This is a genomic window from Streptomyces sp. Root1304 (assembly GCF_001426405.1).
Classification (GTDB): Bacteria; Actinomycetota; Actinomycetes; order Streptomycetales; family Streptomycetaceae; genus Streptomyces.
This window is the reverse complement of the sequence record NZ_LMEP01000012.1, coordinates 107,171-131,560: the sequence shown is the minus strand read 5'-3', so window position 1 is coordinate 131,560 and position 24,390 is coordinate 107,171. Positions and strand designations below refer to the sequence as shown.

25 protein-coding genes and 1 riboswitch are annotated in these 24,390 nt (G+C 71.4%); of the genes, 8 read left to right on the top strand and 17 right to left on the bottom strand.

The features are described from left to right. Window positions 1-67 precede the first annotated feature (67 nt). A complete protein-coding gene (locus ASD33_RS13535) occupies window positions 68-1,333 on the top strand; it encodes a PTS transporter subunit EIIC (protein WP_056558324.1) in 1,266 nt (421 codons plus the stop codon). 72 nt (window positions 1,334-1,405) lie between these two features. Here ASD33_RS13535 and ASD33_RS13530 read toward each other — a convergent pair whose 3' ends face one another. Continuing rightward, window positions 1,406-2,158, bottom strand: a complete 753-nt coding sequence (locus ASD33_RS13530) for an MBL fold metallo-hydrolase (RefSeq protein WP_056558322.1) — start codon at window positions 2,156-2,158, stop codon at window positions 1,406-1,408. Between the two features lie 201 nt (window positions 2,159-2,359). Between ASD33_RS13530 and ASD33_RS13525 the strand changes: the two genes are divergently transcribed. Continuing rightward, a complete protein-coding gene (locus tag ASD33_RS13525; protein WP_056558319.1) occupies window positions 2,360-2,848 on the top strand; it encodes a type II toxin-antitoxin system PemK/MazF family toxin in 489 nt (162 codons plus the stop codon). Window positions 2,849-2,871: 23 nt separating this feature from the next. Here ASD33_RS13525 and ASD33_RS13520 read toward each other — a convergent pair whose 3' ends face one another. The 10 genes from ASD33_RS13520 to clpS all read right to left on the bottom strand — a co-directional run bounded on the left by ASD33_RS13520 (window position 2,872) and on the right by clpS (window position 10,546). Next, window positions 2,872-3,822 (bottom strand): cysteine synthase, encoded by a 951-nt coding sequence (locus ASD33_RS13520; RefSeq protein ID WP_056558316.1) that lies wholly within the window; start codon window positions 3,820-3,822, stop codon window positions 2,872-2,874. Between the two features lie 5 nt (window positions 3,823-3,827). Beyond that, window positions 3,828-4,106, bottom strand: a complete 279-nt coding sequence (locus tag ASD33_RS13515; RefSeq protein ID WP_056558313.1) for a MoaD/ThiS family protein — start codon at window positions 4,104-4,106, stop codon at window positions 3,828-3,830. Window positions 4,107-4,198: 92 nt separating this feature from the next. Then, the gene (locus tag ASD33_RS36930) at window positions 4,199-4,315 is read right to left on the bottom strand and encodes a putative leader peptide (protein WP_317873752.1); all 117 of its coding nucleotides are present in this window, start codon (window positions 4,313-4,315) and stop codon (window positions 4,199-4,201) included. Window positions 4,316-4,359: 44 nt separating this feature from the next. Continuing rightward, window positions 4,360-5,145 (bottom strand): ABC transporter ATP-binding protein, encoded by a 786-nt coding sequence (locus ASD33_RS13510; RefSeq protein ID WP_056558310.1) that lies wholly within the window; start codon window positions 5,143-5,145, stop codon window positions 4,360-4,362. Next, window positions 5,142-6,227 carry an iron ABC transporter permease gene (locus ASD33_RS13505; RefSeq protein ID WP_056558307.1) on the bottom strand — a complete coding sequence of 362 codons (1,086 nt, stop codon included), beginning with the start codon at window positions 6,225-6,227 and terminating at the stop codon, window positions 5,142-5,144. The genes ASD33_RS13510 and ASD33_RS13505 overlap by 4 nt, the downstream gene beginning before the upstream one ends. Then, window positions 6,224-7,225: an ABC transporter substrate-binding protein gene (locus tag ASD33_RS13500; protein ID WP_056558304.1), complete on the bottom strand. Its 1,002-nt coding sequence runs from the start codon at window positions 7,223-7,225 to the stop codon at window positions 6,224-6,226. Before ASD33_RS13500 ends, ASD33_RS13505 begins: the two co-directional genes overlap by 4 nt. Before the next feature lie 41 nt (window positions 7,226-7,266). Further along, a riboswitch (cobalamin riboswitch) is annotated at window positions 7,267-7,391 on the bottom strand. A gap of 2 nt (window positions 7,392-7,393) precedes the next feature. After that, complete coding sequence (locus tag ASD33_RS13495; protein ID WP_056558300.1) at window positions 7,394-7,822, bottom strand: M67 family metallopeptidase; 429 nt, start codon at window positions 7,820-7,822, stop codon at window positions 7,394-7,396. 76 nt (window positions 7,823-7,898) lie between these two features. Further along, window positions 7,899-9,335 carry an amino acid permease gene (locus ASD33_RS13490; RefSeq protein WP_056558298.1) on the bottom strand — a complete coding sequence of 479 codons (1,437 nt, stop codon included), beginning with the start codon at window positions 9,333-9,335 and terminating at the stop codon, window positions 7,899-7,901. A gap of 321 nt (window positions 9,336-9,656) precedes the next feature. Next, window positions 9,657-10,241 carry a DUF2017 domain-containing protein gene (locus ASD33_RS13485; protein WP_056558295.1) on the bottom strand — a complete coding sequence of 195 codons (585 nt, stop codon included), beginning with the start codon at window positions 10,239-10,241 and terminating at the stop codon, window positions 9,657-9,659. Next, complete coding sequence (gene clpS / locus ASD33_RS13480) at window positions 10,241-10,546, bottom strand: ATP-dependent Clp protease adapter ClpS (protein ID WP_041129438.1); 306 nt, start codon at window positions 10,544-10,546, stop codon at window positions 10,241-10,243. The genes ASD33_RS13485 and clpS overlap by 1 nt, the downstream gene beginning before the upstream one ends. Before the next feature lie 115 nt (window positions 10,547-10,661). On the opposite strand from clpS, the gene ASD33_RS13475 reads away from it, so the two are divergent. Together ASD33_RS13475 and ASD33_RS13470 are read left to right on the top strand one after the other, a co-directional pair. Then, window positions 10,662-11,990: a nicotinate phosphoribosyltransferase gene (locus ASD33_RS13475; protein WP_079044751.1), complete on the top strand. Its 1,329-nt coding sequence runs from the start codon at window positions 10,662-10,664 to the stop codon at window positions 11,988-11,990. A gap of 91 nt (window positions 11,991-12,081) precedes the next feature. Beyond that, window positions 12,082-12,681, top strand: a complete 600-nt coding sequence (locus ASD33_RS13470; RefSeq protein ID WP_056558289.1) for a nicotinamidase — start codon at window positions 12,082-12,084, stop codon at window positions 12,679-12,681. 7 nt (window positions 12,682-12,688) lie between these two features. On the opposite strand, the gene ASD33_RS13465 is transcribed toward ASD33_RS13470, so the two are convergent. Both ASD33_RS13465 and ASD33_RS13460 read right to left on the bottom strand, forming a co-directional pair. Continuing rightward, window positions 12,689-13,000 (bottom strand): hypothetical protein, encoded by a 312-nt coding sequence (locus ASD33_RS13465; protein ID WP_056558286.1) that lies wholly within the window; start codon window positions 12,998-13,000, stop codon window positions 12,689-12,691. Window positions 13,001-13,133: 133 nt separating this feature from the next. Then, a complete protein-coding gene (locus ASD33_RS13460) occupies window positions 13,134-15,551 on the bottom strand; it encodes an immune inhibitor A domain-containing protein (RefSeq protein WP_056558283.1) in 2,418 nt (805 codons plus the stop codon). A 327-nt stretch (window positions 15,552-15,878) separates the two neighbouring features. Between ASD33_RS13460 and ASD33_RS13455 the strand changes: the two genes are divergently transcribed. Next, window positions 15,879-16,193: a hypothetical protein gene (locus ASD33_RS13455; protein ID WP_056558280.1), complete on the top strand. Its 315-nt coding sequence runs from the start codon at window positions 15,879-15,881 to the stop codon at window positions 16,191-16,193. Window positions 16,194-16,223: 30 nt separating this feature from the next. Here ASD33_RS13455 and ASD33_RS13450 read toward each other — a convergent pair whose 3' ends face one another. Both ASD33_RS13450 and ASD33_RS13445 read right to left on the bottom strand, forming a co-directional pair. Continuing rightward, the gene (locus tag ASD33_RS13450; RefSeq protein ID WP_056558276.1) at window positions 16,224-17,003 is read right to left on the bottom strand and encodes an RDD family protein; all 780 of its coding nucleotides are present in this window, start codon (window positions 17,001-17,003) and stop codon (window positions 16,224-16,226) included. Between the two features lie 101 nt (window positions 17,004-17,104). After that, window positions 17,105-18,640 carry an RDD family protein gene (locus ASD33_RS13445; protein WP_063991951.1) on the bottom strand — a complete coding sequence of 512 codons (1,536 nt, stop codon included), beginning with the start codon at window positions 18,638-18,640 and terminating at the stop codon, window positions 17,105-17,107. 354 nt (window positions 18,641-18,994) lie between these two features. Here ASD33_RS13445 and ASD33_RS13440 point away from each other — a divergent pair, with 354 nt between their 5' ends. Further along, window positions 18,995-19,486 carry an SsgA family sporulation/cell division regulator gene (locus ASD33_RS13440; protein ID WP_056558272.1) on the top strand — a complete coding sequence of 164 codons (492 nt, stop codon included), beginning with the start codon at window positions 18,995-18,997 and terminating at the stop codon, window positions 19,484-19,486. A 29-nt stretch (window positions 19,487-19,515) separates the two neighbouring features. Here ASD33_RS13440 and ASD33_RS13435 read toward each other — a convergent pair whose 3' ends face one another. Beyond that, a complete protein-coding gene (locus tag ASD33_RS13435; protein WP_056558269.1) occupies window positions 19,516-20,883 on the bottom strand; it encodes an FAD-linked oxidase C-terminal domain-containing protein in 1,368 nt (455 codons plus the stop codon). A gap of 98 nt (window positions 20,884-20,981) precedes the next feature. On the opposite strand from ASD33_RS13435, the gene ASD33_RS13430 reads away from it, so the two are divergent. Beyond that, window positions 20,982-22,484: a hypothetical protein gene (locus tag ASD33_RS13430; protein WP_242426976.1), complete on the top strand. Its 1,503-nt coding sequence runs from the start codon at window positions 20,982-20,984 to the stop codon at window positions 22,482-22,484. Between the two features lie 130 nt (window positions 22,485-22,614). Here the strand turns inward: ASD33_RS13430 and hppD are convergent, their stop codons facing one another. Further along, window positions 22,615-23,760: a 4-hydroxyphenylpyruvate dioxygenase gene (gene hppD, locus ASD33_RS13425; RefSeq protein WP_056558266.1), complete on the bottom strand. Its 1,146-nt coding sequence runs from the start codon at window positions 23,758-23,760 to the stop codon at window positions 22,615-22,617. Window positions 23,761-23,881: 121 nt separating this feature from the next. Here hppD and ASD33_RS13420 point away from each other — a divergent pair, with 121 nt between their 5' ends. Continuing rightward, a complete protein-coding gene (locus tag ASD33_RS13420) occupies window positions 23,882-24,358 on the top strand; it encodes an Lrp/AsnC family transcriptional regulator (protein ID WP_056558263.1) in 477 nt (158 codons plus the stop codon). Window positions 24,359-24,390: the final 32 nt, after the last annotated feature.

Here is a 24,390-nt window from a genome sequence, read left to right as displayed (position 1 = left end):
CCACGAGACGTCGCCGTCCCCACTTTCACTGTCCTCTGGCGGCGCCTTGCCTTTCTGGAGGAAGTTGATGAGTACGGCCACCGCCCAGGCCGCCGCTCCCGCGAAGAAGCGCGGATCCGGCCTGTTCCAGGGCCTGCAGAAGGTCGGTCGCAGCCTGCAGCTGCCGATCGCCGTTCTGCCGGCCGCGGGTATCTTGCTCCGTCTCGGCCAGCCCGACGTCTTCGGCGCCGACGGGCTCGGATGGGACAAGGTCGCCTCCGTGTTCGCCACGGCCGGCGGCGCGGTCTTCGACAACCTGCCCCTGCTCTTCTGCATCGGTGTCGCCATCGGCTTCGCCAAGAAGGCGGACGGCTCCACCGCCCTGGCCGCGCTCGTCGGCTTCCTGGTCTACAGCAACGTGCTGAAGGCCTTCCCGATCACCGACGCCGTCGTCAACACGACCGCCAACAAGGGCGTCGACGTCGCCGCGACGTACAACAACCCCGGCGTCCTCGGCGGCATCATCATGGGCCTGCTCGCCGCCGTCCTGTGGCAGCGCTACCACCGCAAGCAGCTGGTCGAGTGGCTCGGCTTCTTCAACGGCCGCCGTCTCGTCCCGATCATCATGGCCTTCGTCGGCACCGCCGTCGGTGTGATCTTCGGTCTGGTCTGGGAGCCCATCGGTGAGGGCATCTCCAGCTTCGGCGAGTGGATGACCGGCCTCGGCGCCGGTGGCGCCGGCCTCTTCGGCCTCATCAACCGCGCGCTGATCCCGGTCGGCATGCACCAGTTCGTGAACTCGGTCGCCTGGTTCCAGATCGGCGACTTCACGAACGCCGCCGGCGACGTCGTCCACGGCGACCTGTCCCGCTTCTTCGCGAACGACCCGACCGCCGGTCAGTTCATGTCGGGCTTCTTCCCGATCATGATGTTCGGCCTCCCGGCCGCCGCCATCGCCATCGCCCACGCCGCTCGCCCCGAGCGCCGCAAGGCCGTGATGGGCATGATGGTCTCCCTCGCGCTGACCTCCTTCGTCACCGGCATCACGGAGCCGATCGAGTTCACGTTCATGTTCATCGCGCCGGTCCTGTACGCGATCCACGCGGTCCTGACCGCCATCTCGATGGCCGTCACCTGGGCGTTCGGTGTCCACACGGGCTTCACGTTCTCCGCCGGCCTGATCGACTACGGCCTGAACTGGAACCTCGCGACCAAGCCCTGGCTGATCATCCCGATCGGTCTCGTCTTCGCGGCGATCTACTACGTGGTCTTCCGCTTCGCGATCACCAAGTTCAACCTCCCGACGCCGGGCCGCGAGTCCGACGAGGAGCTCGAGGACCTCACCAAGGCGTGAGCCCCGCCCGCACGAAGGAAAGGCCCCGGAACCGTCCAGGTTCCGGGGCCTTCCCCATGTGCGTACGGAAGCTCAGATCTCGTAGACCGCGCCCGGCCGCGCCAGCTCCGAAGGGCCCGAGTACACCGCGCGCGCGTCCGCCAGGTTCCGTTCGCCGTCGGTCCACGGCGGAATGTGGGTGAGGACGAGCCGGCCCACCGAGGAGCGGGCCGCCTCCGCCCCCGCCTCGCGGCCGTTGAGGTGGAGGGCCGGAACGTCCTCCTTGCCGTGGGTGAAGGAGGCCTCGCAGAGGAAGAGGTCGGTGCCCTCGGCCAGCTCGTGCAGCGCCTCGCAGGTCCCGGTGTCCCCTGAATACGTGAGCGAGCGGCCCCCGTGCTCGACCCGGATGCCGTACGCCTCGACCGGATGGCACACCTTCTCCGTCCGCACGGAGAACGGGCCGATCTCGAAGACGCCCGACTTCAGGGTGTGGAAGTCGAAGACCTCGCTCATCGACGTGGGCGACGGGGTGTCCGCGTACGCCGTGGTCAGCCGCTGCTCGGCACCCTCCGGCGCGTAGACGGGGATCGCGTCGCAGCGCCCGCCCTCGTGCCGGTAGTAGCGGGCGACGAAGTACCCGCACATGTCGATGCAGTGGTCGGCGTGCAGATGGCTGAGGAAGATCGCGTCGAGGTCGTACAGACCGATGTGTCGCTGCAGCTCGCCGAGGGCGCCGTTGCCCATGTCGAGGAGCAGCCGGAAGCCGTCGGCCTCGACGAGGTAGCTCGAACAGGCCGAATCCGCGGACGGGAACGACCCGGAGCAGCCGACGACGGTGAGCTTCATGGAGCGTGAACCTCCGTGGACGGATACGGAAAGCGCGCTGGGGAAGGGGGGCTGTGCGGTCAGTCGAGCGTAAGGCGCACCTGGGTCTGTCGCTCCTTCGTGGTGGCCCGTTGTGGGCGAACTCACGGGCTCTGTCACCGGTTCGGATGGATGGCGGGGCGCGTCGGCGGAGTCGGCGGCTCGCCGGTACCGTCTTGAGGTATGGACACGTCATGGTGGCCCGCGCTGGTCGCGGTCGTGGTGATCGCGCTGGTCGTGGCGCTCGCCGACGGACGGAAGCGTTCGTCGCGCCGGCCGGAGGGGCGGCGCCCCTCGGGGCGGACGCGGCCGCCGGGCCGTCCCCCGCGCGCGCCTTCGGGGCCGCGGAAGGCTCCGGCGCGGCTGCCGAGGCCGACGGAGATCTGGTGGGCCGAGGTGCCGTTCGAGGACGGGCCCGGTTCGAAGGACCGGCCGTGTCTGGTGCTGTCGCTGCGGGGTGACCGGGCGCTGGTCGCCAAGATCACCAGCAAGTACCACGACGAGCGGCCCGGGGTGATCGCGCTGCCGCCGGGGGCGGTGGGCGACGCGCAGGGGCGGCCGAGCTTCCTGGAGACGGACGAGCTGCGGGAGGTCCCGGTGACGGACTTCCGCCGCAGAGTGGGAACGGCGGACCCGGTCGTGTGGGACCAGGTCCGCCATCTGGCGCGCTAGAGCCGTGAAGCCGTGAGGTGGCCTTACGCCCAGAGCTGGCCCTGGACCGCGGCGATGGCCTCTTCCGTCGTCGCCGCCGTGTAGAGGCCGGTCGACAGGTACTTCCAGCCGCCGTCGGCGACGACGAACGCGATGTCCGCGCTCTCGCCCGCCTTCAGGGCCTTGTTGCCCATGCCGATGGCCGCGTGCAGGGCCGCGCCCGTGGAGACGCCCGCGAAGATGCCCTCCTGCTGGAGGAGTTCGCGGGTGCGGGTGACGGCGTCGGCGGAGCCGACGGAGAAGCGGGTGGTGAGGACGGAGGCGTCGTACAGCTCCGGTACGAAGCCCTCGTCGAGGTTCCGCAGCCCGTAGACGAGGTCGTCGTAGCGCGGCTCGGCGGCGACGATCTTGACGTCGGGCTTCTGCTCGCGCAGGTAGCGGCCGACGCCCATCAGGGTGCCGGTGGTGCCGAGGCCCGCCACGAAGTGGGTGATGGAGGGCAGGTCGGCGAGGATCTCCGGGCCCGTGGTGGCGTAGTGGGCGCCGGCGTTGTGCGGGTTGCCGTACTGGTAGAGCATCACCCACGACGGGTTCTCGGCGGCGAGCTCCTTGGCGACGCGCACCGCCGTGTTGGAGCCGCCCGCCGCGGGGGACGAGATGATCTCCGCGCCCCACATGGCGAGCAGTTGCCGCCGCTCCTCGCTGGTGTTCTCGGGCATGACGCAGACGATGCGGTAGCCCTTGAGCTTGGCGGCCATGGCGAGGGAGATGCCGGTGTTGCCGCTGGTCGGCTCCAGGATGGTGCAGCCGGGGGTGAGGCGGCCGTCCTTCTCCGCCTGCTCGATCATGTGGAGCGCGGGGCGGTCCTTGACCGAGCCGGTCGGGTTGCGGTCCTCCAGCTTCGCCCAGATGCGGACGTCGTCCGAGGGCGAGAGCCGGGGGAGGCGGACCAGCGGCGTGTTGCCGACCGCGGCCAGCGAGGAGTCGTAGCGCATGTGGATCAGACCATGCCGCCGGCGACGGCCGGCAGGATCGTGACGTTGTCGCCGTCGGTGAGCTGGGTGTCGATGCCGTCGAGGAAGCGGACGTCCTCGTCGTTCAGGTAGACGTTGACGAAGCGGCGGAGCTTGCCGTCGTCGACGATGCGGGCCTCGATCCCGGGGTGGCGCGTCTCCAGGTCGGTGAAGAGCTTGGCGAGGGTCTCGCCGCTGCCCTCGACGGCCTTGGCGCCGTCGGTGTAGGTGCGGAGGATGGTCGGGATGCGGACCTCGATGGCCATGGCGTGGGCTCCTGTCGGAAGTGGCGTGATGGGCGCGCGGCTGGGGCCCCCGCGCGGAGGGGGGTCGTGCGGAAGTGCGCTCGGCCGGTTGCTCAGAGCGCAGCGCGGGCGGGACAGATCGCGCTGGCGAGACGGCACAGGTCGACGTGCAGGCGGCCGACGAGCATGACCGTGCCCGGGGTCTCTTCGCTCACGTCGTGGGAAACCATGGGCTCATCGTATCGATTCCCGGTCCGGGTTCCGGAATGTGATCTCACATGGTGGATGATTCCTGCCCGCCTGCCGGACGGTGCTGGTAGAGGACGGTCGGGCGGCCGGTCCTGGGGTGCGGGATGACCTCGGCGTCCACCCCGTAGACGGCCTCCAGGAGGGCGGGGGTGAGGACCTCGTCGGGGGTGCCGCCGGTGACCACCCGGCCGCGCTCCAGGACGTAGAGGCGGTCGCAGTACGCCCCCGCGAGGTTGAGGTCGTGCAGCGCGAGCAGGTTGGTGGTGCCCAGCTCCCTGACGAGGGCGAGGACGTCGAGCTGGTGCCGGATGTCCAGGTGGTTGGTCGGCTCGTCGAGGACGAGCAGGTCCGGGTCCTGGACGAGGGCGCGGGCGACCAGGGCGCGCTGGCGTTCGCCGCCGGAGAGGGTGGGGTACGGGCGGTCGGCCAGCTCCGCGAGGCCCACCCGGGCGAGGGCGGCCCCGGCGCGCCCGCGGTCGGCGCCGGTGTCCCCCTCCCAGAACCGTTTGTGCGGGGAGCGGCCGAGGGCGACCAGCTCGCGGACGGTGAGCTCGAACTCGGTGGCGCTGTCCTGCGGGACGGTGGCGACACGGCGGGCGCGGGCCTTCGGCCCGAGGGCGTGGAGGTCGTCGCCGTCGAGGAGGGCGCGTCCGGAGGTGGGGACGAGGGTGCCGTAGACGCAGCGCAGGAGGGTGGTCTTGCCGCTGCCGTTGGGGCCGATGAGGCCGACGGTCTCGCCGGGGCGGACGGTGAGGTCGGCGCCGCGGAGCCGGTCCTCGTACGAGAGCCCGTGCAGGCGCAGTTCGGTCACGGGGCGGCTCCGTCCGGGCGGCGGCGCATCAGCCAGAGGAAGAACGGGCCGCCGGTGAGCGCGGTGAGGACGCCGACGGGGATGTCCTGGGGTGCGGCGACGGTCCGGGCGGCGAGGTCGGCGAGGACCAGGGCGAGGGCGCCGCCGAGCGCGGCGACCGGGAGGAGGCGGCGGTGCGGGGCGCCGACCGCGAGCCGGGCGGCGTGCGGGGCCATCAGGCCGACGAAGCCGACGGCGCCGCTCGCGGCGACCATGACGGCGGTGACGAGGGAGGCGAGGACGAAGACGGCGGCGCGGAAGCGGGCGGTGTCCAGGCCGAGGACGGTGGCGCCCTCCTCGCCGACGAGGAGCAGGTCGAGCGGGCGGGCGAGGGTGAGGAGGACGCCGACGCCGAGGGCGAGGACGGCGGCGGGCAGGGCGAGGGTGTCCCAGCGGGCGCTGCCGAGGCCGCCGAGGGACCAGAACATGGCCTCCTGGAACTGTTCGGGGCGTCCGGCGACGACCAGGAGCAGGGTGGCGAGCGCGGACAGGATGTAGGAGACGGCGACCCCGGCGAGGACGAGCCGGGCGCCGGTCATGGTGCCGCCGCGGCGGGCGAGCCCGTAGACCAGGACGAGGGCGAGCAGGGCGCCGGCGAAGGCCCCGGCGGGCAGGGCGACGGTGGTGGTCACCCCGCCGACGAGGCCCGCTCCCCCGCCCAGGACCAGGACGAGGACGGCGCCGGCGGAGGCGCCGGAGGAGATCCCGAGGAGGAAGGGGTCGGCGAGCCGGTTGCGGACGAGGGCCTGGAGGACGGCGCCGACGACGGCGAGCCCGGCGCCGACGACCGCGCCGAGCAGGACCCGGGGCAGCCGTACGTCGAGGACGATCGTCCGGTACGGGGAGGGCCCGGCGCGCCCGGTGAGGGCGTCGAGCACCTGGCCGGGCGGGACGCGGACGGAGCCGAGGGCCAGCGAGGCGAGCGCGGCGGCGGCCAGGGCGAGGAGGAGGCCGGTGACGACGAGGGCGTACCGGAGGGGGCGGGCGGGGGCGGGGGGCAGGACGGGCGCCGGGGTCACGGGCGCGCGGACGGCGGTGCTCATCGTGCGGGGTGGAGCTGGGCGGCCAGCTTGCCGACGGCCGCGGGGACGCGGACGCCGAGGACCGTGTCCGAGAGCGGCATGACGGCGAAGCGGCGGTTCCTGATCGCGGGGACGTCCTTCAGGGCCGGGTCGTCCAGGAGCCGCTTCTTCTTCTGTTCGACGGTGGTGGAGCCGTAGTCGTAGATGACGACGACCTCGGGCGCGCGGGCCACGACCTGTTCCCAGGTGGCGTCGCCGAAGGGCTTGTCGAGGTCGGCGAAGACGTTCCGGCCGCCGGCGCGGGTGATGAGTTCGTTGCCGATGCCCTTGCCGCCCGCGGTGAACGCGGTCTTGTCGCCGCTGTCGTAGACGAGGACGGAGACCGGCTCGACGCCCGCGAGCCGCTTCGCGGTGGCGTCGAGGGTCGCGCGGGCCCCGCGGATCCAGGCCTCGGCCCGGTCGGGGACGCCGAAGGTCCGGCCGGTCTCGCGGACTTCGCGGTAGAGGTCGTCGACGGAGGTCGAACCGGAGGGGCAGTACTCGGTGTCGAGCCGGGTGTCGATGCCGGAGCGCTTCAGGTCGTCCCGGCTCCGGCCGTCCTTGGCGGCGAAGGCGGAGGAGTAACCGCCGTACACGAAGTCGGGGTTCGCAGCGAGCAGGGCCTCCTTGGAGGGGTACTCCTTCGCGAGGACCGGGACCGTGTCGTAGGCCTTCTTGTACGCGGGGAGGATCGCGTCGTCGAGGTAGGCGGTGCCGACGAGCGACTTCTCCAGGCCGAGGGCGAGCATGATCTCGGTGACGTGCTGGTTCATGGTGACCGCGCGCCTGGGCGGGGCCTGGTAGGTCGTCTTCACACCGCAGTTGGTGACGGTGTACGGGAACCCCGGGGCGGGCTTCGCGGCGGGGCTCTGCGCCGCGGGGGCCGAGCAGGCGGCGAGGAGCGGGAGCAGGGCCGCGGCGGGCAGCAGGGTGCGGCGGGACCAGGGGGTGCGGAGCCGGGCGCGACGGGGCCTGGGCATGACGGAACGTGCCTCCTCCGGGGATTTCCACGTCCCCGATCGGTGCTGAGAAGGCGGCAGGCCAGTTCCTGGCTTCCGCCTCCCCGAGGAGGCGGTCACAGTGGCGGGACCGTGCCGGATTCGCACCGGCTTCCTGGGTCCTGCCGCCCGTTGGTCCCGGTCAGTCTCTCAGGCGTCGTACTCCTCGACGACCTTCACGTCCTCCTCGGTCACGACGCCCTCGACGATGCCGAAGGAGCGGAACTGGAAGGGGCCGGCGCCGTCTGCGTCGGCGGTGGAGACGAGGACGTAGTGGGCGCCCGGCTCGTTCGCGTAGGAGATGTCCGTACGGGACGGGTAGGCCTCGGTCGCGGTGTGCGAGTGGTAGACGATGACGGGCTCCTCGTCCCGGTCGTCCATGTCGCGGTAGAGCTTGAGCAGGTCCGCGGAGTCGAACTCGTAGAAGGTGGGCGAACGGGCGGCGTTCAGCATCGGGATGAACCGCTCGGGGCGGCCGCTGCCGACCGGGCCCGCGACCACGCCGCAGGCCTCGTCGGGGTGGTCCGCGCGGGAGTGTTCCACGATCTGGTCGTACAGGGCCCGGGTGATGGTCAGCATGCCGACAGGATAAGCAGACGGGCCGCTCCGTACCGAGAAGTGGTACGGGGCGGCCCGGATGCTGGACAGGGGTCGGTCAGGAGCGCTTGGCGAAGGCGGCGCCCTCGGGGTTGCGGGCCTTGAGGACCAGGTAGGCGACGGCGAGGAGCAGGCCCCAGACCGGTGCGCCGTAGAGCGCCACGCGGTTGTCCTTGTCCATGCCCATCGTCACGACGACCATGCCGATGAAGGCGAGCGAGAAGACGCTGAACCAGATGCCGCCGGGTGCCTTGAAGGAGGAGTGGGGCAGCTCGCCGCGGTCGGCCTTGAGGCGGTAGCGGATCTGGCAGATCAGGATGACGATCCAGGCCCACATGCCGGAGATGGTGGCGAAGGAGACGACGTAGTTGAACGCCTCGCCGGGCCACTGGTAGTTGACCCAGACGCCGGCCATCATGAGCGCGGCGGAGACCGTCGTGCCGATCAGCGGGGTGCCGCTCTTCGTCAGCCGGGTGAAGGCCTTGGGGCCCTGGCCGTTGAGCGCGAGGTCGCGCAGCATGCGGCCGGTGGAGTACATGCCGGAGTTGCAGGAGGAGAGCGCGGCGGTCAGCACGACGAAGTTGACGATCGCGGCGCCGATGCCGAGGCCCATCTTCTCGAAGGCGGCGACGAACGGGGAGACGCCCGGCTGGAACTCGGTCCACGGCACCACCGACAGGATCATGATCAGCGCGCCGACGTAGAAGACGGCGATGCGCCACGGCACGGTGTTGATCGCCTTCGGCAGGACCGTCTTCGGGTCCTTGGACTCGCCCGCGGTGACGCCGACCAGTTCGACGGCGAGGAAGGCGAACATGACCATCTGGAGGGTCATCAGGGTCGAGCCGATGCCGTCCTTGCCGGCGAAGAAGCCGCCGAGGTCCCACAGGTGGGTCACGGACGCGGTGTCACCGGCGTCGGAGAAGCCGAGGGTGAGGATGCCGGCGCAGATCAGGATCATGCCGACGATCGCGGTGACCTTGACCATGGAGAACCAGAACTCCAGCTCGCCGAAGAGCTTCACGGAGATCAGGTTGGCGCCGTAGAGGATCACGGTGAAGACCAGGGCGGAGAGCCACTGGGGGATGTCCCACCAGTACGTCATGTAGGTGGCCGCGGCGGTGACCTCGGTGATGCCGGTGACGACCCAGAAGAGCCAGTACGTCCAGCCGGTCACGAAGCCCGCGAAGGGGCCGATGAACTCACGCGCGTACTCGGAGAAGGAGCCCGAGACCGGGCGGTACATGAGGAGCTCGCCGAGCGCCCGCATGATGAAGAAGATGACCAGGCCCGCGACCGCGTACGCGAGAATCAGGCTCGGTCCCGCGATGGAGATGCCCTTGCCGGCGCCGAGGAAGAGACCGGTGCCGATGGCGCCGCCGATCGCGATCATCTGGATCTGGCGGGCACCGAGTGCCCGGTGGTAACCCTCGCCCGGTGCGGAGTCCGCGGCCTCGTTGCCGTCGTGCTGCTTGTCGACCTGCACAGAGGTCATGGTGGTGCGCCTTTCTCCATGCCGATCCGCGCGACTGCGAGTGCGTCTGCCGCGGACCAGTTCCTGATCCCCCCGGATGTGGATGGAGTGCTACCGGCGGTCAGCCGGCCAAAGCGCCCTCGGGAACAGGGGTGGCGTCCCCGAGCGGTCGTGAAGATTTATCACGGGGTGGGGCGTGATCGACGGAGTTGCGTGTGGCGCACGTCACGAAAAGTGAACGGAAAAAGGGGTGCAAGACGACAAAGCGGACGCTCTGATAACGCATTCGTTATCCGGATTTGAGCGTCCGCTGAGCGAACAAAGAGGTTCGCGGGGGTGCCGCTACGGCATCAGGGTCGCGACGAGGGACTCCTGGAGCGCACCCAGCCAGAGGTACGCCATCACCATCGGCTTGCGGGGGTCGGAGTCGGGCAGCCGGTAGAGCTGCTCGCTCTCCTCGTCGTCCGTGACCTCCAGACGGGTGCCGATGGTCAGCCGGAGGTCGTTGAGCGCGCCGAGCCAGGCCCGGGACTCGTCGGCGGACAGCTTCAGGACCGCGCCGCCCTCGCCCGCCGCGTCCGCGGAGAGGGAGTCCAGGGCGCGCACCACGACGAGGGCGTCCTCGCGCTTGCGGGCCCGCAGGTCGTTCTCGGTGTAGCGGCGGAAGTCGGAGGCGGCGGCCCGCAGCTCCTCGCTGTCGTTCCCGTACGCGTCGGGGAAGAGCCGCTTGAGCGCCGGGTCGGACGGCGGCTCGCTCGGCCCCTCGGCGAACAGCGCGGCCAGCGGGTCGGCGTCCGGCGCGGGTTCGTCGCCGGGCCCGATCAGCTCCATGAGCTGGACGGACAGGGAGCGCAGGATGGAGATCTCGACCTCGTCGAGGGCGACGGCCGCACCGCCGCCGGGCAGCGTCTCGAAGTGGCCGGCCATCAGAAGCGGTCCTGGGAGAGGGTGGCCCACAGGCCGTAGCCGTGCATCGCCTGCACGTCGCGCTCCATCTCCTCGCGGGTGCCGCTGGAGACCACCGCGCGGCCCTTGTTGTGCACGTCGAGCATCAGCTTGTGCGCCTTGTCCTTGGAGTATCCGAAGTACGACTGGAAGACGTACTCCACGTAGCTCATCAGGTTGACCGGATCGTTGTGCACGAGGGTCACCCAGGGCACATCCGGTTCGACGACCGCGGAGACCTCCTCGGCCGATTCCGTACGTTCGATCTCAATAGGCGCGACGCTCACTCACCCCATGTTGTCACCCCTGGGCGCCCGTCGCACAAACGGGGCGCGCCCGCGGCGGAACACGGACGGCAAGAGAAATCGTCACTCTGACGATTTCTGCGCTAGCATCGCTGCCATGAACGCTGCGGACCTTGGGCTTCCGGTGGACGTGCCGTCGACCGCGCTCTTCACCGACCAGTACGAGCTGACCATGCTCCAGGCGGCCCTCAGGGCCGGCACCGCCGACCGGCACTCCGTCTTCGAGGTCTTCACCCGACGGCTGCCCGAGGGCAGGCGCTACGGCGTCCTCGCAGGTGTCGGCCGGGTCCTGGACGCCGTCGAGAACTTCCGTTTCGACCCCGCCGTCCTCGGCTTCCTGCGCGAGCGGGGCATCGTCGACGAGCCGACCCTGGAGTGGCTGGCGCGCTACCGCTTCTCGGGCGACATCTGGGGCTACCCGGAGGGCGAGGTGTACTTCCCCGGCTCGCCCGTGCTGCGCGTCGAGGGCTCCTTCGCGGAGTGCGTGCTCCTGGAGACGGTGATCCTCTCGATCCTCAACCACGACTCGGCCATCGCCGCCGCGGCCTCCCGCATGTCGGCGGCGGCCGGCGGGCGCCGGCTGATCGAGATGGGCGCCCGGCGCACCCACGAGCTGGCGGCCGTGGCCGCCTCCCGTGCCGCGTACGTCGGCGGTTTCGAGGCCACCTCGGACCTCGCGGCCGGCTTCCGGTACGGCATCCCGACCGTCGGCACCTCCGCCCACGCCTTCACCCTCCTCCACGACAGCGAGCGGGACGCCTTCCAGGCGCAGGTCGAGACCCTCGGACGCGGGACGACCCTGCTCGTCGACACCTACGACGTGGCCGAGGCCGTCCGCACCGCCGTCGAGGTGGCCGGTCCCGAGCTGGGGGCCGTCCGGATCGACTCCGGCGACCTGCTGCTCGTCGCGCACCGGGTGCGGGCGCAGCTCGACGAGCTGGGCGCCCGGGACACCCGGATCGTGGTCACCTCGGACCTCGACGAGTACGCCATCGCCTCGCTGGCGGCGGCCCCGGTCGACGCGTACGGGGTGGGGACCCAGCTGGTCACCGGCAGCGGCCACCCGACCTGCTCGATGGTCTACAAGCTGGTCGCACGGGCCACCTCGGCCGATCCCAGGGCGCCGCTCACCCCGGTGGCCAAGAAGTCGCTCGGCGGCAAGGCCTCGGTCGGCGGGCGCAAGTGGGCGGCGCGCCGTCCCGACGCGGCCGGCATCGCCGAGGCGGAGGTGGTCGGCACCGGGCCGGTGCCGCCGGAGCTCGCCGGCCACCAGCTCCTGGTCGAGCTGGTGAAGGGCGGCGACGTGGTGGCCAGGGAGCCCCTCGACGCGGCCAGGGCCCGGCACATCGCGGCCCGCGCCGGGCTGCCGATGTCGGCGATCCAGCTCTCGCGCGGCGAGCCGGTGCTGCCGACGGAGTACGTGTGAGACACCGGCCGACGCCCCCTCCCCGTGGGAGGGGGAAGTCTCTAGGCTCGAACCCGCCCCTCCCCTTCCCCACGCGCTAAGGACACCCGCCATGCACCGCGCATTGATCGTTGTGGACGTTCAGAACGACTTCTGCGAGGGCGGCAGCCTCGCGGTGACCGGCGGCGCGGACGTCGCCGCCGCCATCACCGACCTGGTCGGCCAGACGGCGGGCAGTTCGTACCGGCACGTGGTCGCCACCCGGGACCACCACGTCGATCCGGGGGCGCACTTCGCCCCGGCCGGCCAGGAGCCGGACTACGTCTCCTCCTGGCCGGTGCACTGCGTGGCCGGGACGGAGGGGGTCGGCTTCCACCCGAACTTCGCGCCGGCGGTCGCCAGCGGGGCGATCGACGCCGTCTTCGACAAGGGCGCCTACGACGCCGCGTACAGCGGTTTCGAGGGGCGCGACGAGAACGGGCGGACCCTCGCGGAGTGGCTGCGCGAGCGGGACGTCACCGAGGTCGACGTGGTGGGCATCGCGACCGACCACTGTGTCCGGGCCACGGCCCTGGACGCGGCCCGGGAGGGTTTCCGGACCCATGTGCTGCTCGATCTGACGGCGGGCGTCGCGAAGGAGACGACGGACCGGGCCCTGGAGGAGCTGCGGACGGCGGGCGTGGAGCTGACCGGGAAGCCCGCCGTGGCGTAGGGCCTCCCTACGCCACCGGCTCCCTGGGGAGGGACCGCACGGGGTGCCAGAGCTCCTGGGCGGCGCCCGGGGTGGATCTCCACAGCAGGCCGTCCGGGTGGTGCAGGACGGCCGTGATCTCGTCGGGCGTGGGCGGCTCGCTGTTGCCCCGGAGGTAGACCGCCCGCAGCCCGAGGTTGCGCAGCCTGGTCAGGGCGCGGGCGCGGTTCGCGGCATGGACGAGGAAGCGGACGGTGGCCCCGTCGCGGGCCGGGCTGGGCAGCCCTATCGCGACGACGACGCTGCCTCCCGGCAGTTTGCAGAACCCTCCGTTGGGCATGCGGAACCACTCCCCCGTGGATCGACTGTCAATAAGAATTACTGTGCGAACTGTCAGACGCACCTAAACACGATCGGCCGCCGCCCGCTAGGGGGCGACGGCCGATCATGCTTTGACCTGCGATTTTACCGAATTACTTGGTGGACGGACCCACCTGGACCGTGATCGTCTGGCCGTTCTTCGGCTCCTGGACGACCTGGATCTTGGTGTTGGTGTCAGTTACCTGGACACCGGCGCGCTCGGTCTCGGCGAACCAGTAGACGCCCTTGCGGTCGTCGAAGGTCGGGTTGCCGGCCTGGGAGGGAACCCAGGTGCCCACGCCCTTGTTGTGCAGCTGGAAGCCGTCCGTGCGGGAGAGGCTGAACGGCGAGTCGTACGCCTGGACGCGGTTGCGCATCAGCGTGCCGTCGGACCACTTCAGCGGGCTCGGGTGCGCGTCGATCGGGAGGATCCGGCCCACGCCCGGGTGCGTCGAGGTGTTGTTGTCCTTCTGGGACAGGTCCCACTTCCAGATGAGCAGACCGTTCTGGTACGGGTAGTGCTCGACCCAGCCGGACTTGTCACCCGTGAAACCGAAGTTGTACGGGCCGACCTTGAGGGTCGCGTCGTACGAGACGTACTGGCGGTTCTCCGCGATGTAGTACTGCTCGTAGTCCTTCGAGAAGCCCTTGCCGATCCGCGAGAAGCCCTTCGCGGTCCAGCCGTTGTCACCGTTCTCGGCGTTGTCCGAGAAGACGGTGCCACCGTCGGCGGTCAGGGTGATGGCGTCGGCCGTGAAGCCCTTGCCGCCCGCGCCGCCGTCCGTCTGGTACCGGAAGCGGAGGTCGAACTTCTTGCCCGCGTAGGCACCGAGGTTGTAGACGAGCTTCTTGTGCGCGCCGGAGACGTCGGTCAGCGCCGGGGCGCCGGCCGCGTCACGCGGGAGCGCGACACCGTCGGCGGTGCCGTCGACGGCCGTCCAGTTGGCGCCGCCGTCGGTCGACACCTCGGTGTAGAGGTAGTCGTACTCGGCCTCGATGTCGTACCAGCCCTGGAGCTCCAGGGAGGCGGACGTCTTGCCGGTCAGGTCGACCGGACGGGTGAGGGTGTTCTTGAGGTCGTCACCCATGTTGCTCCACCACTGGCTGGCACCCTCGGCGGGGGCCACGACATCGGTGGGGACGACCTTCTTCGGCAGCTCGACGAGGAGCGCCTGCGGGTTCTTGGTGTTGTACTCCGAGACGCCCAGCTTGTGGGTGGTCTTGGTGGAGCGCTGCCAGTCGCTGACCTTGGCGTAGTTCAGCCAGCCGAGCTGGAGCTTGTCCCAGGCGGTCATGTCGCCGGGCAGGTCGCCGATGGCGTCCTTGCCCTGGCCGAGCCACGAGCCGGAGGACATGAGGGTCCAGAACCCGGTCGAGTTCTCGGCGCCGCGGTTGCCCGAGGTGTCGTAGTGGTCCGGCAGACCGAGGTCGTGGCCGTACTCGTGCGCGAAGACACCGAGGCCGCCGTTCTCCGGCTGCATCGTGTAGTCGCCGACCCAGATGCCGGTGTCACCGATCGGGGTGCCGCCGGCCTTGTTGTTGGCCGGGCCGGTCTTGCCCGCGTTGGTGCCGTAGGCGTACCAGCGGTGGGCCCACAGCGCGTTGGTGCCCTCGGCACCGCCACCGGCCGACTCGTCCTCGCCCGCGTGGACGATCTGGAAGTGGTCGATGTAGCCGTCGGGCTCGTTGAAGTTGCCGTCGGCGTCGAAGTCGTAGCGGTCCCACTGGTCGTACTGGGCCAGCTCGGACTTGATCTGGGCGTCGGTCTTGCCCTTGGCCTTCTGGTCGGCGGTCCAGGCGACGAGGCCGTCGCGGACGGTGTCCCAGACGTTGGCGCAGTTGGTCTGGCCGCAGTAGTTCGAGCCGTACCGGGCCTCGTTGTACGGGACCTTGACCCAGTCGGAGACGGCGCCGTCGACCGAGTAGCGGCCGGACGAGGTCTTCTCGTAGTAGGTCTTCAGCGACTGCTTGGGCTGCCCCTTGGCGTCCTTGCCGGTGCCGAAGTACAGGTCCTGGAAGTGCTGCTGGTTGTAGTCCGCCTGCCAGGCCGTGGAGTTGTCGTTCGCACGGTCGGGCTCGGCTATGGAGTTGTGCAGCGGACCAGGGGTACCACCGAACTTGGGCTTCAGGTCCGGGGTGTCGTCGTCCTTGCGGTCGATCAGGGTGGTGTTGTCCACCTGGTCGCCGAACTCGACGAGGATCGTGAAGATCTTGTCGGTCTTCTCGCGGCCGAGCTCGACGTACTTCTTGCTGTCGAGCTTGACCACCTTCGAGCCGCCACGGTTCTCGACCTTGGCGTCGCCGTTCAGCACCTGCTCCAGGGCAGCCTTGCGCTGCTGCTCCTGCTGCTTGCTGAACGGCCCGTCGAGGTCGTGGTCGACCGAAGTCTTGTCGACGGTCTGGATGCCGGCCGGCGTCACGCTGCCGTGATTGTCGGCCCAGGCGGTGGTGAAGGTCGAGGCGGTGGCGGCGGTAGCCGCGAGCGCCACAACCACTGCGGACGCTCTGATCGCCCGTCGTCTGTTGGTCACTTGAAGTTGTCCTCCCCGGCGCCCGCGCCCTGGGACCGAAGGTGGGGTGTCCGTCCGGCGGGGTCGCGCGTCACAAGTGACGACATTCGACCGGAGTGAGACAAGAAAAGACAGATCTTGACTTGCACATACCAACTGCACTATGTGGGAGGTGAATTCCGATTATCGGACAGCTGACGGGCGCCTTAAGACGAAGATCACGTCGCCCGTGACTCCGTGCGCCCCCCGTGCACCCGCGCTCCGGGTGAGGTGACGCTTACTTCGGTTCCGCTCGGGCATCCACCCGTCGTAGGGTCGAACCGTTGTCCTGAGAGGGCGGTACGTGTCATGCAGCGTCCGAACGCCGCGCAGCTCACCTACGGTTCGGCCACCGTCGTCCTCGCGACCGTCGCCCTGCTGTTGCTCTCCCGCACGACGACCACGCTGGGCATCACGGTGATCAGCCTCGCCGGACTGCTGCTCGGACTGCTCGTGGCGGTGACGATGCCGGTGCGGACGAGCGCCGTCAAGACCGCCGCGCCCGCCACCCCGCCCCTCGCTCCGACCGTCGTTCCGGCCGCCGCTCCGCCCGCCGGAAACGAGCCGGCCCGGGCAGCGACCGCGCGCGTGGGCGCGGGGGCCGATACCCGGACCGGTTCGTGACGCTTCGTCCGTGACGTCATCATCCGTCCCTCAGTGCGGGACGGAGACCACGACCGTCTTCGCCGCCTTGTCGTGCAGACCCTGCTTGTAGGGCTTGTCCACGAGGATCAGGATCAGGATCAGCAACGGCCACAGGCAGGCGCAGCAGATCAGCGCGGGCAGCCACAGCACGACGGCCCGCAGCAGCGACTGGCTCATCGGGGGCGTCGAGCCGTCGTTGAGCATCGCGACCCGCAGCTTCATCCACTTCTTGCCGAGGGTCTGGCCGTTCTTGGCCGTCATCACCGTGTCGTAGGCGACGTACGCGACGATCGTGATCAGCTGGAAGACCAGCTGGCTCCCGCCGTTGAGGCTGTTGACCGTGTCGCCGAAGTCGTTGCCCTTCTCGGTCGCCCGCGAGTAGATGTGGAACGGGATGCCGATGACTGCCAGCGGGACCGCGATGAGCAGCCAGTCGATGAACCGGGCGAGGAAACGCTTGCCGGACTCGGCGAGCGGCGGCATCCCGGAGAGCGGATCGGCGCCGCCGTAACCGGAGCCGTAACCACCGCCGTACGGGGGCGGCGGGGGCGGCATGCCTCCGCCGTCGTACGGGGAGCCCCCGGAGGGTCCGTACGGAGAACCGCCCGCCGGGCCGTACGGGTTGCCCGGCGGCGGTCCTCCCGGCGGTGGACCTCCCGGCGGGGGCCCTTCCGGCGGCGGCCCGGACGGGGGCGGCTGGCCGGCGGAGGGCGGCGGAGGCTCCTGCGGCCTCTTGAGGAACGGGTCCTCCTCGGGCGGCTGGCCGGGCGGCGGCTGGTCGGTGCTCATGGGGGCAGTGCATCCCGGGCACGACGCCCCCGCAAGGAATCACCGCCCGTTCGGGGGACGCCCGCCCGCGTGGTGCTCCGCGCGGGCGTGTCACCGCCCCGTCAGCGCGCCACGAAGGTACGGGCGGCCTTGTCGTGCCAGCACTGGCGCCACGGGCGGTCGATGAGGCACCACAGGACGTTGAGGACGCCGATGGCCAGGAGGTTGAGGACGCCGTGGACGAGCCAGCGGCGCAGCGACGCCCCGAACGTCGGCGGCTGGTGTGCCTCGATGTCCCGCACCTCGATCCCGCACAGCTTCTTGCCCAGGGTCCGGCCCCAGCGGGAGGTGGGCAGCACCTCGTACAGGATCCCCAGGAGGATCAGCGCGGCCAGGGCGATGCCGAACTGGACCGAGGTGGTCGAATCCACCAGCCAGACCTGGACGGTGACGCCGGACTGCTTCGCCTCCTCGATCTTGCCGTCGATGTGGTCGAGCGCGGCCGTCACGAACGGGAACGCGGCGGCGCCCGAGAGCGCGCCCAGGACGACCGTGTCGATCACCCGGGCGAGCAGCCGCCTGCCGAGCCCGGCGGGGCGCGCGGAGGACTGCGCACGGGCCGCCTGGACGAACACGTCGTCGACGGGCGGCTTCCAGGGCGTGACCGGCTGCTGCTCCTGCGGGGGCTGCTGCTGGGCCCAGGAGGGGGTGGCGGGGGCCGCCTGGGCGGGCGGGGCGGCGGGCGCCTGAGCCTGCGGTACGGGGGCGGGGGCGGGCGCCTGTCGTACGGGGGCCGGCGCCGGGGCGGCGGGCGCCGGCGCGGGCTCGGGGGCCGGGCGGGGCTGCGGGGCGGGCGCGGGCGTCGGGATCGGCGTGACGGGCATGCCGCCGAGTCGCGCGGCTCCCCCGGCCGTTCGCGGGTCCGCCGCCCGCGCGGGCGCGGCGGGCGCCGCCTCGGCGGCGGGCTCTCCCCCGTCGGCGACCGGCCAGTCCGCGGGGGTGCGGGGGTCGGGCGCGGGGCTCACGGGAGTCTGCGGCGCGCCCCAGGAGACCTTCTGGTCGAGGTCGCCGCCGAACCCGGTCTGCCGGGAGATGTCGGCCTGCCAGGCGGAGGCGGGCTCCGGGGCGGCGGGCTCCTCGTCGAAGAAGACGGGGCCGGTCTCCTCGACGGCGGAGACGGGGGCGGGGGCGACGGGTGCCGGGGCGGACGGCGCGGGCCGGGCCTGGGCAGGGGGCGCTGTGTGAGCCGGGGCCTGGGTCGGGTTCGTCGCCAGGGCCGGGGCCTGCGCCGGGGCCTCGCTCTGTGCGGGGACTTCGGTGCGCGCCGGTGTCTCGGTCCGCGCCTGGAGCGGTGACCGCTCAGGGGCCTGTCCCTGGGCCGGTACCTGGGCGGGGGCCTGGACCTGGGTCGGGGCCGTGATGGAGGACTGCGCGGGTGCCACGACCGGCGCGGGCGCCGGGCCCGAGGCCAGGATCGGGCCGGCCGGGGCCGCCGAGGCCGGCGGACCGGCCGGAACGGCACCGTCCGTGGGCGCGGGCCGGCTCGTACCGGGAACCCAGGCGCCCCCGTTCCAGTACCGGATGTATCCGGGAATGGACGGGTCCGGGTAGTACCCCGCCTGCGGAACCTCTCCGCCGCCTCCGGGTGGAGTAGCCACTGCCCCGACTCCGTTCAGTCACAACGCCCTTGAACCGCGCGGCCGCGTGCCGGGCGTGCCGCGCCCAAGGAGGACAGTAACGAAGAACGTCCCCGAGGGAACAAAGAGCCCGTGAGAAAGGACGCCTTCGGGGGGACACGTACTGGAATCCATCACTCCCGGTGATGTTCGGGCCGGTACATCGGGCGCTCGTCCGGCTCTCCCGTCCTCCCCACGTGCCCGCTCCGGCAACCCCCGCGCCCCCGGAAAAAACTTCCCGAAAAAACTTCCCGAAGTCGCGTAATGAGTCGCGGGTACCGCGCTCTCTCCTGGTGAAGGCCCGTCCGGGGCCCGTCCACGCGAGGGAGCACGGCCATGCAGAACACCGACAACACCACCGTCGAGCGCGAGCTGGAACTGAAGCTGGTGCTCTCCCCCGAGCGGGCCGTCCCGGTCCCCGCCCGGCTCGCCTACCGCACCGACGACCCGTACGCCGTGCACATCACCTTCCACATCGGCACCGAGCACCCGGTCAACTGGACCTTCGCGCGCGAACTGCTCGTCGAGGGCGTGTTCCGGGCCTGCGGGCACGGTGACGTGCGGATCTGGCCGACGAAGGTCGACGGCCGCAGCGTCATCCTGATGGCGCTCTCCTCCCCCGACGGCGACGCCCTGCTCGAAGCCCCGTCCGCGCAGGTGTCCGCCTGGCTGGAGCGGACCCTGCGCGCGGTGCCGCCGGGCACCGAGTCCGAGCGGCTCGGCATCGACGACGGGCTCGCCGAGCTCCTGGCGACCACCGTGATCGGCGACGACCTGTGGCTGCGCGACCCGTGGCCGTCGGACGAGTCGCAGGACGGCGAGCTGTGACCCCGGCACGCGTACGCGTGGAGGTGGATTCAGAAGAGCTTTCCGGGGTTGAGCAGCCCCAGCGGGTCGAAGGTCGCCTTGATCCCGCGCTGGAGTTCCAGACCGACCGGCCCCAGCTCCCGTGCCAGCCACTCCTTCTTGAGGACGCCCACACCGTGTTCGCCGGTGATCGTGCCGCCGAGCGCGAGGCCGAGCGCCATGATCTCGTCGAAGGACTCCCGCGCCCGCCGCGACTCGTCCTCGTCGGTGTGGTCGAAGCAGACGACGGGATGGGTGTTGCCGTCACCGGCGTGCGCGCAGACGCCGATGGTCAGGCCGTACTTCTCCGCGACGGCCGCCGTGCCGTCCAGCATCTCGGCCAGCCGCGTCCGCGGCACGCACACGTCGTCGATCATCGTCGCGGACTTGATCGTCTCCAGGGCGGTGAGGGAGAGCCGGCGCGCCTGAAGGAGCAGTTCGGACTCGGCGGCGTCCGCGGCCGGGACGACCTCGGTGGCGCCCGCCGCCGTGCACAGCTCCCCGACGGCGGCCAGGTCGGCGGCCGGGTCCGGGGTGTCGAAGGCACACAGGAGCAGCGCCTCGGTGGTGTCGGGCAGACCCATGCGCGCCAGCTTGTTGACCGCCTGGACGGTGGTGCGGTCCATGAGTTCGAGCAGCGACGGGGTGTGGCCGCGCTCCATGATCGCGCAGACGGCCTCGCAGGCGGCGGCCGCGGAGGGGAACTCGGCGGCGAGCGCGAGCTGGACCGGGGGCTGCGGCCGGAGTGCGAGCACGGCCCCGACGACGACGCCGAGGCTGCCCTCGGAACCGACGAAGAGCCTGGTCAGGTCATAGCCGGCGACGCCCTTGGCGGTGCGGCGGCCGGTCCGCAGGAGGCGGCCGTCGGCGAGGACGACGTCGAGGCCGAGGACGTACTCGGCGGTCACCCCGTACTTCACGCAGCACAGGCCGCCCGAGGCGGTGCCGATGTTCCCGCCGATGGTGCAGGTCTCCCAGCTGGACGGGTCCGGCGGGTAGTACAGGCCGTGTTCGGCGACGGCCCGTGACAGCACGGCGTTGACGACCCCCGGTTCGACGACGGCGATCCGGTCGACCGGGTTGATCTCCAGGATGCGGTCCATCTTGACCAGGGAGAGCACGATGCAGCCCTCGGAGGCGTTGGCGCCGCCGGAGAGGCCGGTACGGGCCCCCTGGGGGACGACGGGGACACGGAGTTCGGTCGCGGTCCGCATGACGTGCTGGACCTGTTCGACCGTGCGCGGGAGCACGACGACCGCGGGGGTGCCCGCCGCGCAGAAGCTCGCCATGTCCCGGGAGTAGGAGTCCGTCACGTCCGGATCGGTGAGCAGCGCCTCGGCGGGGAGCCCGGCGCGCAGCCGCGTCAGAAGATCGTCCATGCCTCCAGCGTGGCACCCGGGGCCATCGGTGTGAACCCGCCGGAGCGGGCGCATCGTGTGCTCTTCGTACAGGTGCGGACGGGCGCACAGTGAGCGCCATGAAGACCCAGAACGTGTCGAGGACGGTCCTGGCGGCCGGAGTGGGCGCGGTGCTCGCGGCGACGGCGCTGCTGTACGTCCCCGAGCTCGTCGGCCAGGGTCCGCCGCCCCCGCCGGGACCGGCGGAGCGGGCGACGATCGCGGCCCACGCGGGCGCGCAGGCCGCGCTCCCGGACCTGGCCGCGCTGATCGCGGACCGGGAGAAGTGGCTGCGCGCCCACCCGGACGACGACGCCTCCTGGGCGGCGCTGGGGACGGCGTACACGGAGCGGGGCACCCGCCTCGGGGACGTACGGGACTACCCGCGGGCCGAGCGGGCGCTGCGCCGGTCCCTGGCGGAACGCCCTGCGGCGCGCGGGAACCTGGACGCGCAGCTGGGGCTCGGGGCGCTCGCGGGGGCGCGCGGCGACTGGCGGACGGCGAAGTTGTGGGGCGAGCGGGTGCGGAAGGCGGACCCGAAGCGCCGGCCGGTGTATCCGGTGCTGATCGACGCGTACAACGGCCTCGGGGAGTACAAGGCGGCCCAGAAGGCCGTGGAGAGCCTGGAGGGGCTCCACGCGGGCGCGTTGACGCGTTCCAGGGCCGCGGAGTCCTTCCGGGACCGCGGCTGGCGCGAGGACGCCGACGCGGCCGCCCAGGACGCGGTGGCGCTCGCGGAGACGGAAGCGGAGAAGGCGGCTTCGCTGGCCCGGCTGGGCGATCTGGCGTGGGAGCGGGGCGAGCCGGAGGAGGCGCTGTCCCGGTTCGGTGCGGCCCTGCGGCTCGTACGGGACCACGGGCCCTCGCTGGCCGGGCGGGCGCGGGCGCTGGCGGCGCTGGGCCGTACGGAGGAGGCGCTGCGCGACTGGCGGGCGGCGCTGGCCCGGCTGCCGCTGCCCGAGTACGTCCTGGAGGCGGGCGAGCTGCACGAGTCGCTCGGCCTGGACGGGGACGCGCGGGCGCTGTACGAGCGGCTGCGGACGGGCACGTGGGCGCGCGGCGAGGTGGCCCTCGGGCTGCTCGACGCGGACCACGGCGACCCGGCGGCGGCAGTGCGGCGGCTGCGGGCGGAGTGGGCGCGCGGGCACCGCTCGGTGGCGGTGGCGGACGCGCTGGGCTGGGCGCTGCACTGGTCGGGCGAGTCCAAGGAGGCGCTGGAGTACGCGAAGCGGGCCACGGACGAGGGGCTGCGGAGCGCGCTGTTCGCGTACCACCGGGGCGAGATCGAGCGGACGCTGGAACAGTCCGGCCCGGCCCGCCGCCATCTGGCGGAGGCGCTGCGGATCAACCCGGCCTTCTCACCGCTGCTGGCACCGAAGGCGCAGGAGGCGGTGGCGGCGCTCGGCGAACCCTCGGACGAGCTCCCGAAGGAACTGCGTCCGAGGGAGGCCGCGTCGAAGCCCGGGGCGAAGCCGGACGGGGAGGGCGCGGCGAAGCCCGGGGCGAAGCCGGACGGGGAGGGCGCGGCGAAGCCGGGGGCGAAGACGGACGGGGAGGGCGCGGCGAAGCCCTCCGGGGCGTAAAGCGCCTCCACGCGCGCGTGGAGGGCCGACGGGACTTCCCCCGGCCGTACGCGCGCGTGGGGCCCGGGGCGACACCGCCCCGGGCCCCACGTCGTACGCGTCCGGCGACTAGGTCGTGTCCGGACACGACCTAGAGGTTGCCGCGCTTCTCCTGCTCGCGCTCGATCGCCTCGAACAGGGCCTTGAAGTTGCCCTTGCCGAAGCCCATGGAGCCGTGGCGCTCGATCATCTCGAAGAAGACGGTCGGGCGGTCCTGGACCGGCTTGGTGAAGATCTGCAGCAGGTAGCCGTCCTCGTCGCGGTCGACGAGGATCTTCAGCTCGCGCAGGGTCTCGACGGGCACCCGGGTCTCGCCGGCCCACTCGCCGAGGGTGTCGTAGTACGAGTCGGGGGTGTCGAGGAACCGCACGCCCGCCGCCCGCATCGCCCGCACCGAGGCGACGATGTCGTTGGTGGCGAGGGCGATGTGCTGGACGCCGGCGCCGCCGTAGAACTCCAGGTACTCGTCGATCTGCGACTTCTTCTTCGCGATGGCCGGCTCGTTGATCGGGAACTTCACCTTGAGGGTGCCGTCCGCGACGACCTTCGACATCAGGGCCGAGTACTCGGTCGCGATGTCGTCGCCCACGAACTCCTTCATGTTCGTGAAGCCCATGACCTTGTTGTAGAAGCCGACCCACTCGTTCATCTTGCCGAGCTCGACGTTGCCGACGCAGTGGTCGATGGCCTGGAAGGTGCGCTTGGCCGGCGGCTCGACGATCGGGTCGGCGGCGACGTATCCCGGGAGGTACGGGCCGTCGTAGCCGGAGCGCTCGACGAGGGTGTGGCGGGTCTTGCCGTAGGTGGCGATGGCGGCGAGGACGACGGTGCCGTTCTCGTCCTTGACCTCGTACGGCTCGGCGAGGCCGGTGGCGCCGTGCTCGACGGCGTAGGCGTACGCGGCGCGCGCGTCCGGCACCTCGATCGCCAGGTCGACGACGCCGTCGCCGTGCTCGGCGACGTGGTCGGCGAGGAAGCGGCCGTGGTCGGTGGAGACCTTGATGACGGAGGTGAACACGAAACGGGCGGAGCCGTTGGTGAGGACGTAATTGGCGGTCTCGCGGCTGCCGTTCTCCGGTCCGGAGTAGGCGACCAGCTTCATGCCGAAGGCCGTGGAGTAGTAGTGCGCGGCCTGCTTGGCGTTGCCGACGGCGAAGACGACCGCGTCCATTCCCTTGACCGGGAAGGGATCGGCCTCGCGCGCGGTGGAAGGGGTGTGATCGATGGTCTCAGTCATGGGAGAAGCGTCCCGCTGCTCCGCAAGGTGCGCAATAGTTCGTTGATCTGCTGGTCAATGTGCACAGCAACCGGCAAGTATGGCCGTGCGACTTGTACATCCTGACCATGGGGAGACCGCTGTGGCGATCGATCATTTGGACGGCCGGCTGATCGGGCTCCTCGCGCGCGAGCCGCGCATCGGGGTCCTGGAGGCCTCGCGGCGTCTGGGCGTGGCCCGGGGCACGGTGCAGGCGCGGCTCGACCGGCTCCAGGCGAGCGGGGTGGTCCGGGGCTTCGGACCGCAGGTGGACCCGGCGGCGCTCGGCTATCCCGTGACGGCCTTCGCGACCCTGGAGATCAAGCAGGGGCAGGGCGCGGACGTACGGGAGCACCTGGCGACGGTGCCGGAGGTGCTCGAGCTGCACACGACGACGGGCCACGGCGACATGCTCTGCCGGCTGGTCGCCCGCTCCAACGCGGACCTCCAGCGGGTGATCGACAAGGTGGTCGCCTTCGAGGGGATCGTGCGGGCGTCGACGGCGATCGTGATGGAGAACCCGGTGCCGCTGCGGATCATCCCGCTGGTGGAACAGGCGGCGAGCGGGGAGCCGCTGTAGCGCGACCGGCCGGGCGGAGGCGCGTCGCGCGG

Coding starts and splice junctions, on each gene's coding strand:
- ASD33_RS36930 (WP_317873752.1), bottom strand. CDS start 4,315: ATGGTTTCCCACGACGTGAGCGAAGAGACCCCGGGCACGGTCATGCTC.
- ASD33_RS13465 (WP_056558286.1), bottom strand. CDS start 13,000: ATGCCCAACGGAGGGTTCTGCAAACTGCCGGGAGGCAGCGTCGTCGTC.
- ASD33_RS13515 (WP_056558313.1), bottom strand. CDS start 4,106: ATGGCCATCGAGGTCCGCATCCCGACCATCCTCCGCACCTACACCGAC.
- ASD33_RS13505 (WP_056558307.1), bottom strand. CDS start 6,227: ATGAGCACCGCCGTCCGCGCGCCCGTGACCCCGGCGCCCGTCCTGCCC.
- ASD33_RS13490 (WP_056558298.1), bottom strand. CDS start 9,335: ATGACCTCTGTGCAGGTCGACAAGCAGCACGACGGCAACGAGGCCGCG.
- ASD33_RS13450 (WP_056558276.1), bottom strand. CDS start 17,003: ATGAGCACCGACCAGCCGCCGCCCGGCCAGCCGCCCGAGGAGGACCCG.
- ASD33_RS13530 (WP_056558322.1), bottom strand. CDS start 2,158: ATGAAGCTCACCGTCGTCGGCTGCTCCGGGTCGTTCCCGTCCGCGGAT.
- ASD33_RS13525 (WP_056558319.1), top strand. CDS start 2,360: ATGGACACGTCATGGTGGCCCGCGCTGGTCGCGGTCGTGGTGATCGCG.
- ASD33_RS13535 (WP_056558324.1), top strand. CDS start 68: ATGAGTACGGCCACCGCCCAGGCCGCCGCTCCCGCGAAGAAGCGCGGA.
- ASD33_RS13435 (WP_056558269.1), bottom strand. CDS start 20,883: ATGGACGATCTTCTGACGCGGCTGCGCGCCGGGCTCCCCGCCGAGGCG.
- ASD33_RS13455 (WP_056558280.1), top strand. CDS start 15,879: ATGCAGCGTCCGAACGCCGCGCAGCTCACCTACGGTTCGGCCACCGTC.
- ASD33_RS13495 (WP_056558300.1), bottom strand. CDS start 7,822: ATGCTGACCATCACCCGGGCCCTGTACGACCAGATCGTGGAACACTCC.
- ASD33_RS13520 (WP_056558316.1), bottom strand. CDS start 3,822: ATGCGCTACGACTCCTCGCTGGCCGCGGTCGGCAACACGCCGCTGGTC.
- ASD33_RS13470 (WP_056558289.1), top strand. CDS start 12,082: ATGCACCGCGCATTGATCGTTGTGGACGTTCAGAACGACTTCTGCGAG.
- ASD33_RS13500 (WP_056558304.1), bottom strand. CDS start 7,225: ATGCCCAGGCCCCGTCGCGCCCGGCTCCGCACCCCCTGGTCCCGCCGC.
- ASD33_RS13475 (WP_079044751.1), top strand. CDS start 10,662: ATGAACGCTGCGGACCTTGGGCTTCCGGTGGACGTGCCGTCGACCGCG.
- hppD (WP_056558266.1), bottom strand. CDS start 23,760: ATGACTGAGACCATCGATCACACCCCTTCCACCGCGCGCGAGGCCGAT.
- ASD33_RS13430 (WP_242426976.1), top strand. CDS start 20,982: ATGAAGACCCAGAACGTGTCGAGGACGGTCCTGGCGGCCGGAGTGGGC.
- ASD33_RS13440 (WP_056558272.1), top strand. CDS start 18,995: ATGCAGAACACCGACAACACCACCGTCGAGCGCGAGCTGGAACTGAAG.
- ASD33_RS13485 (WP_056558295.1), bottom strand. CDS start 10,241: ATGGCCGGCCACTTCGAGACGCTGCCCGGCGGCGGTGCGGCCGTCGCC.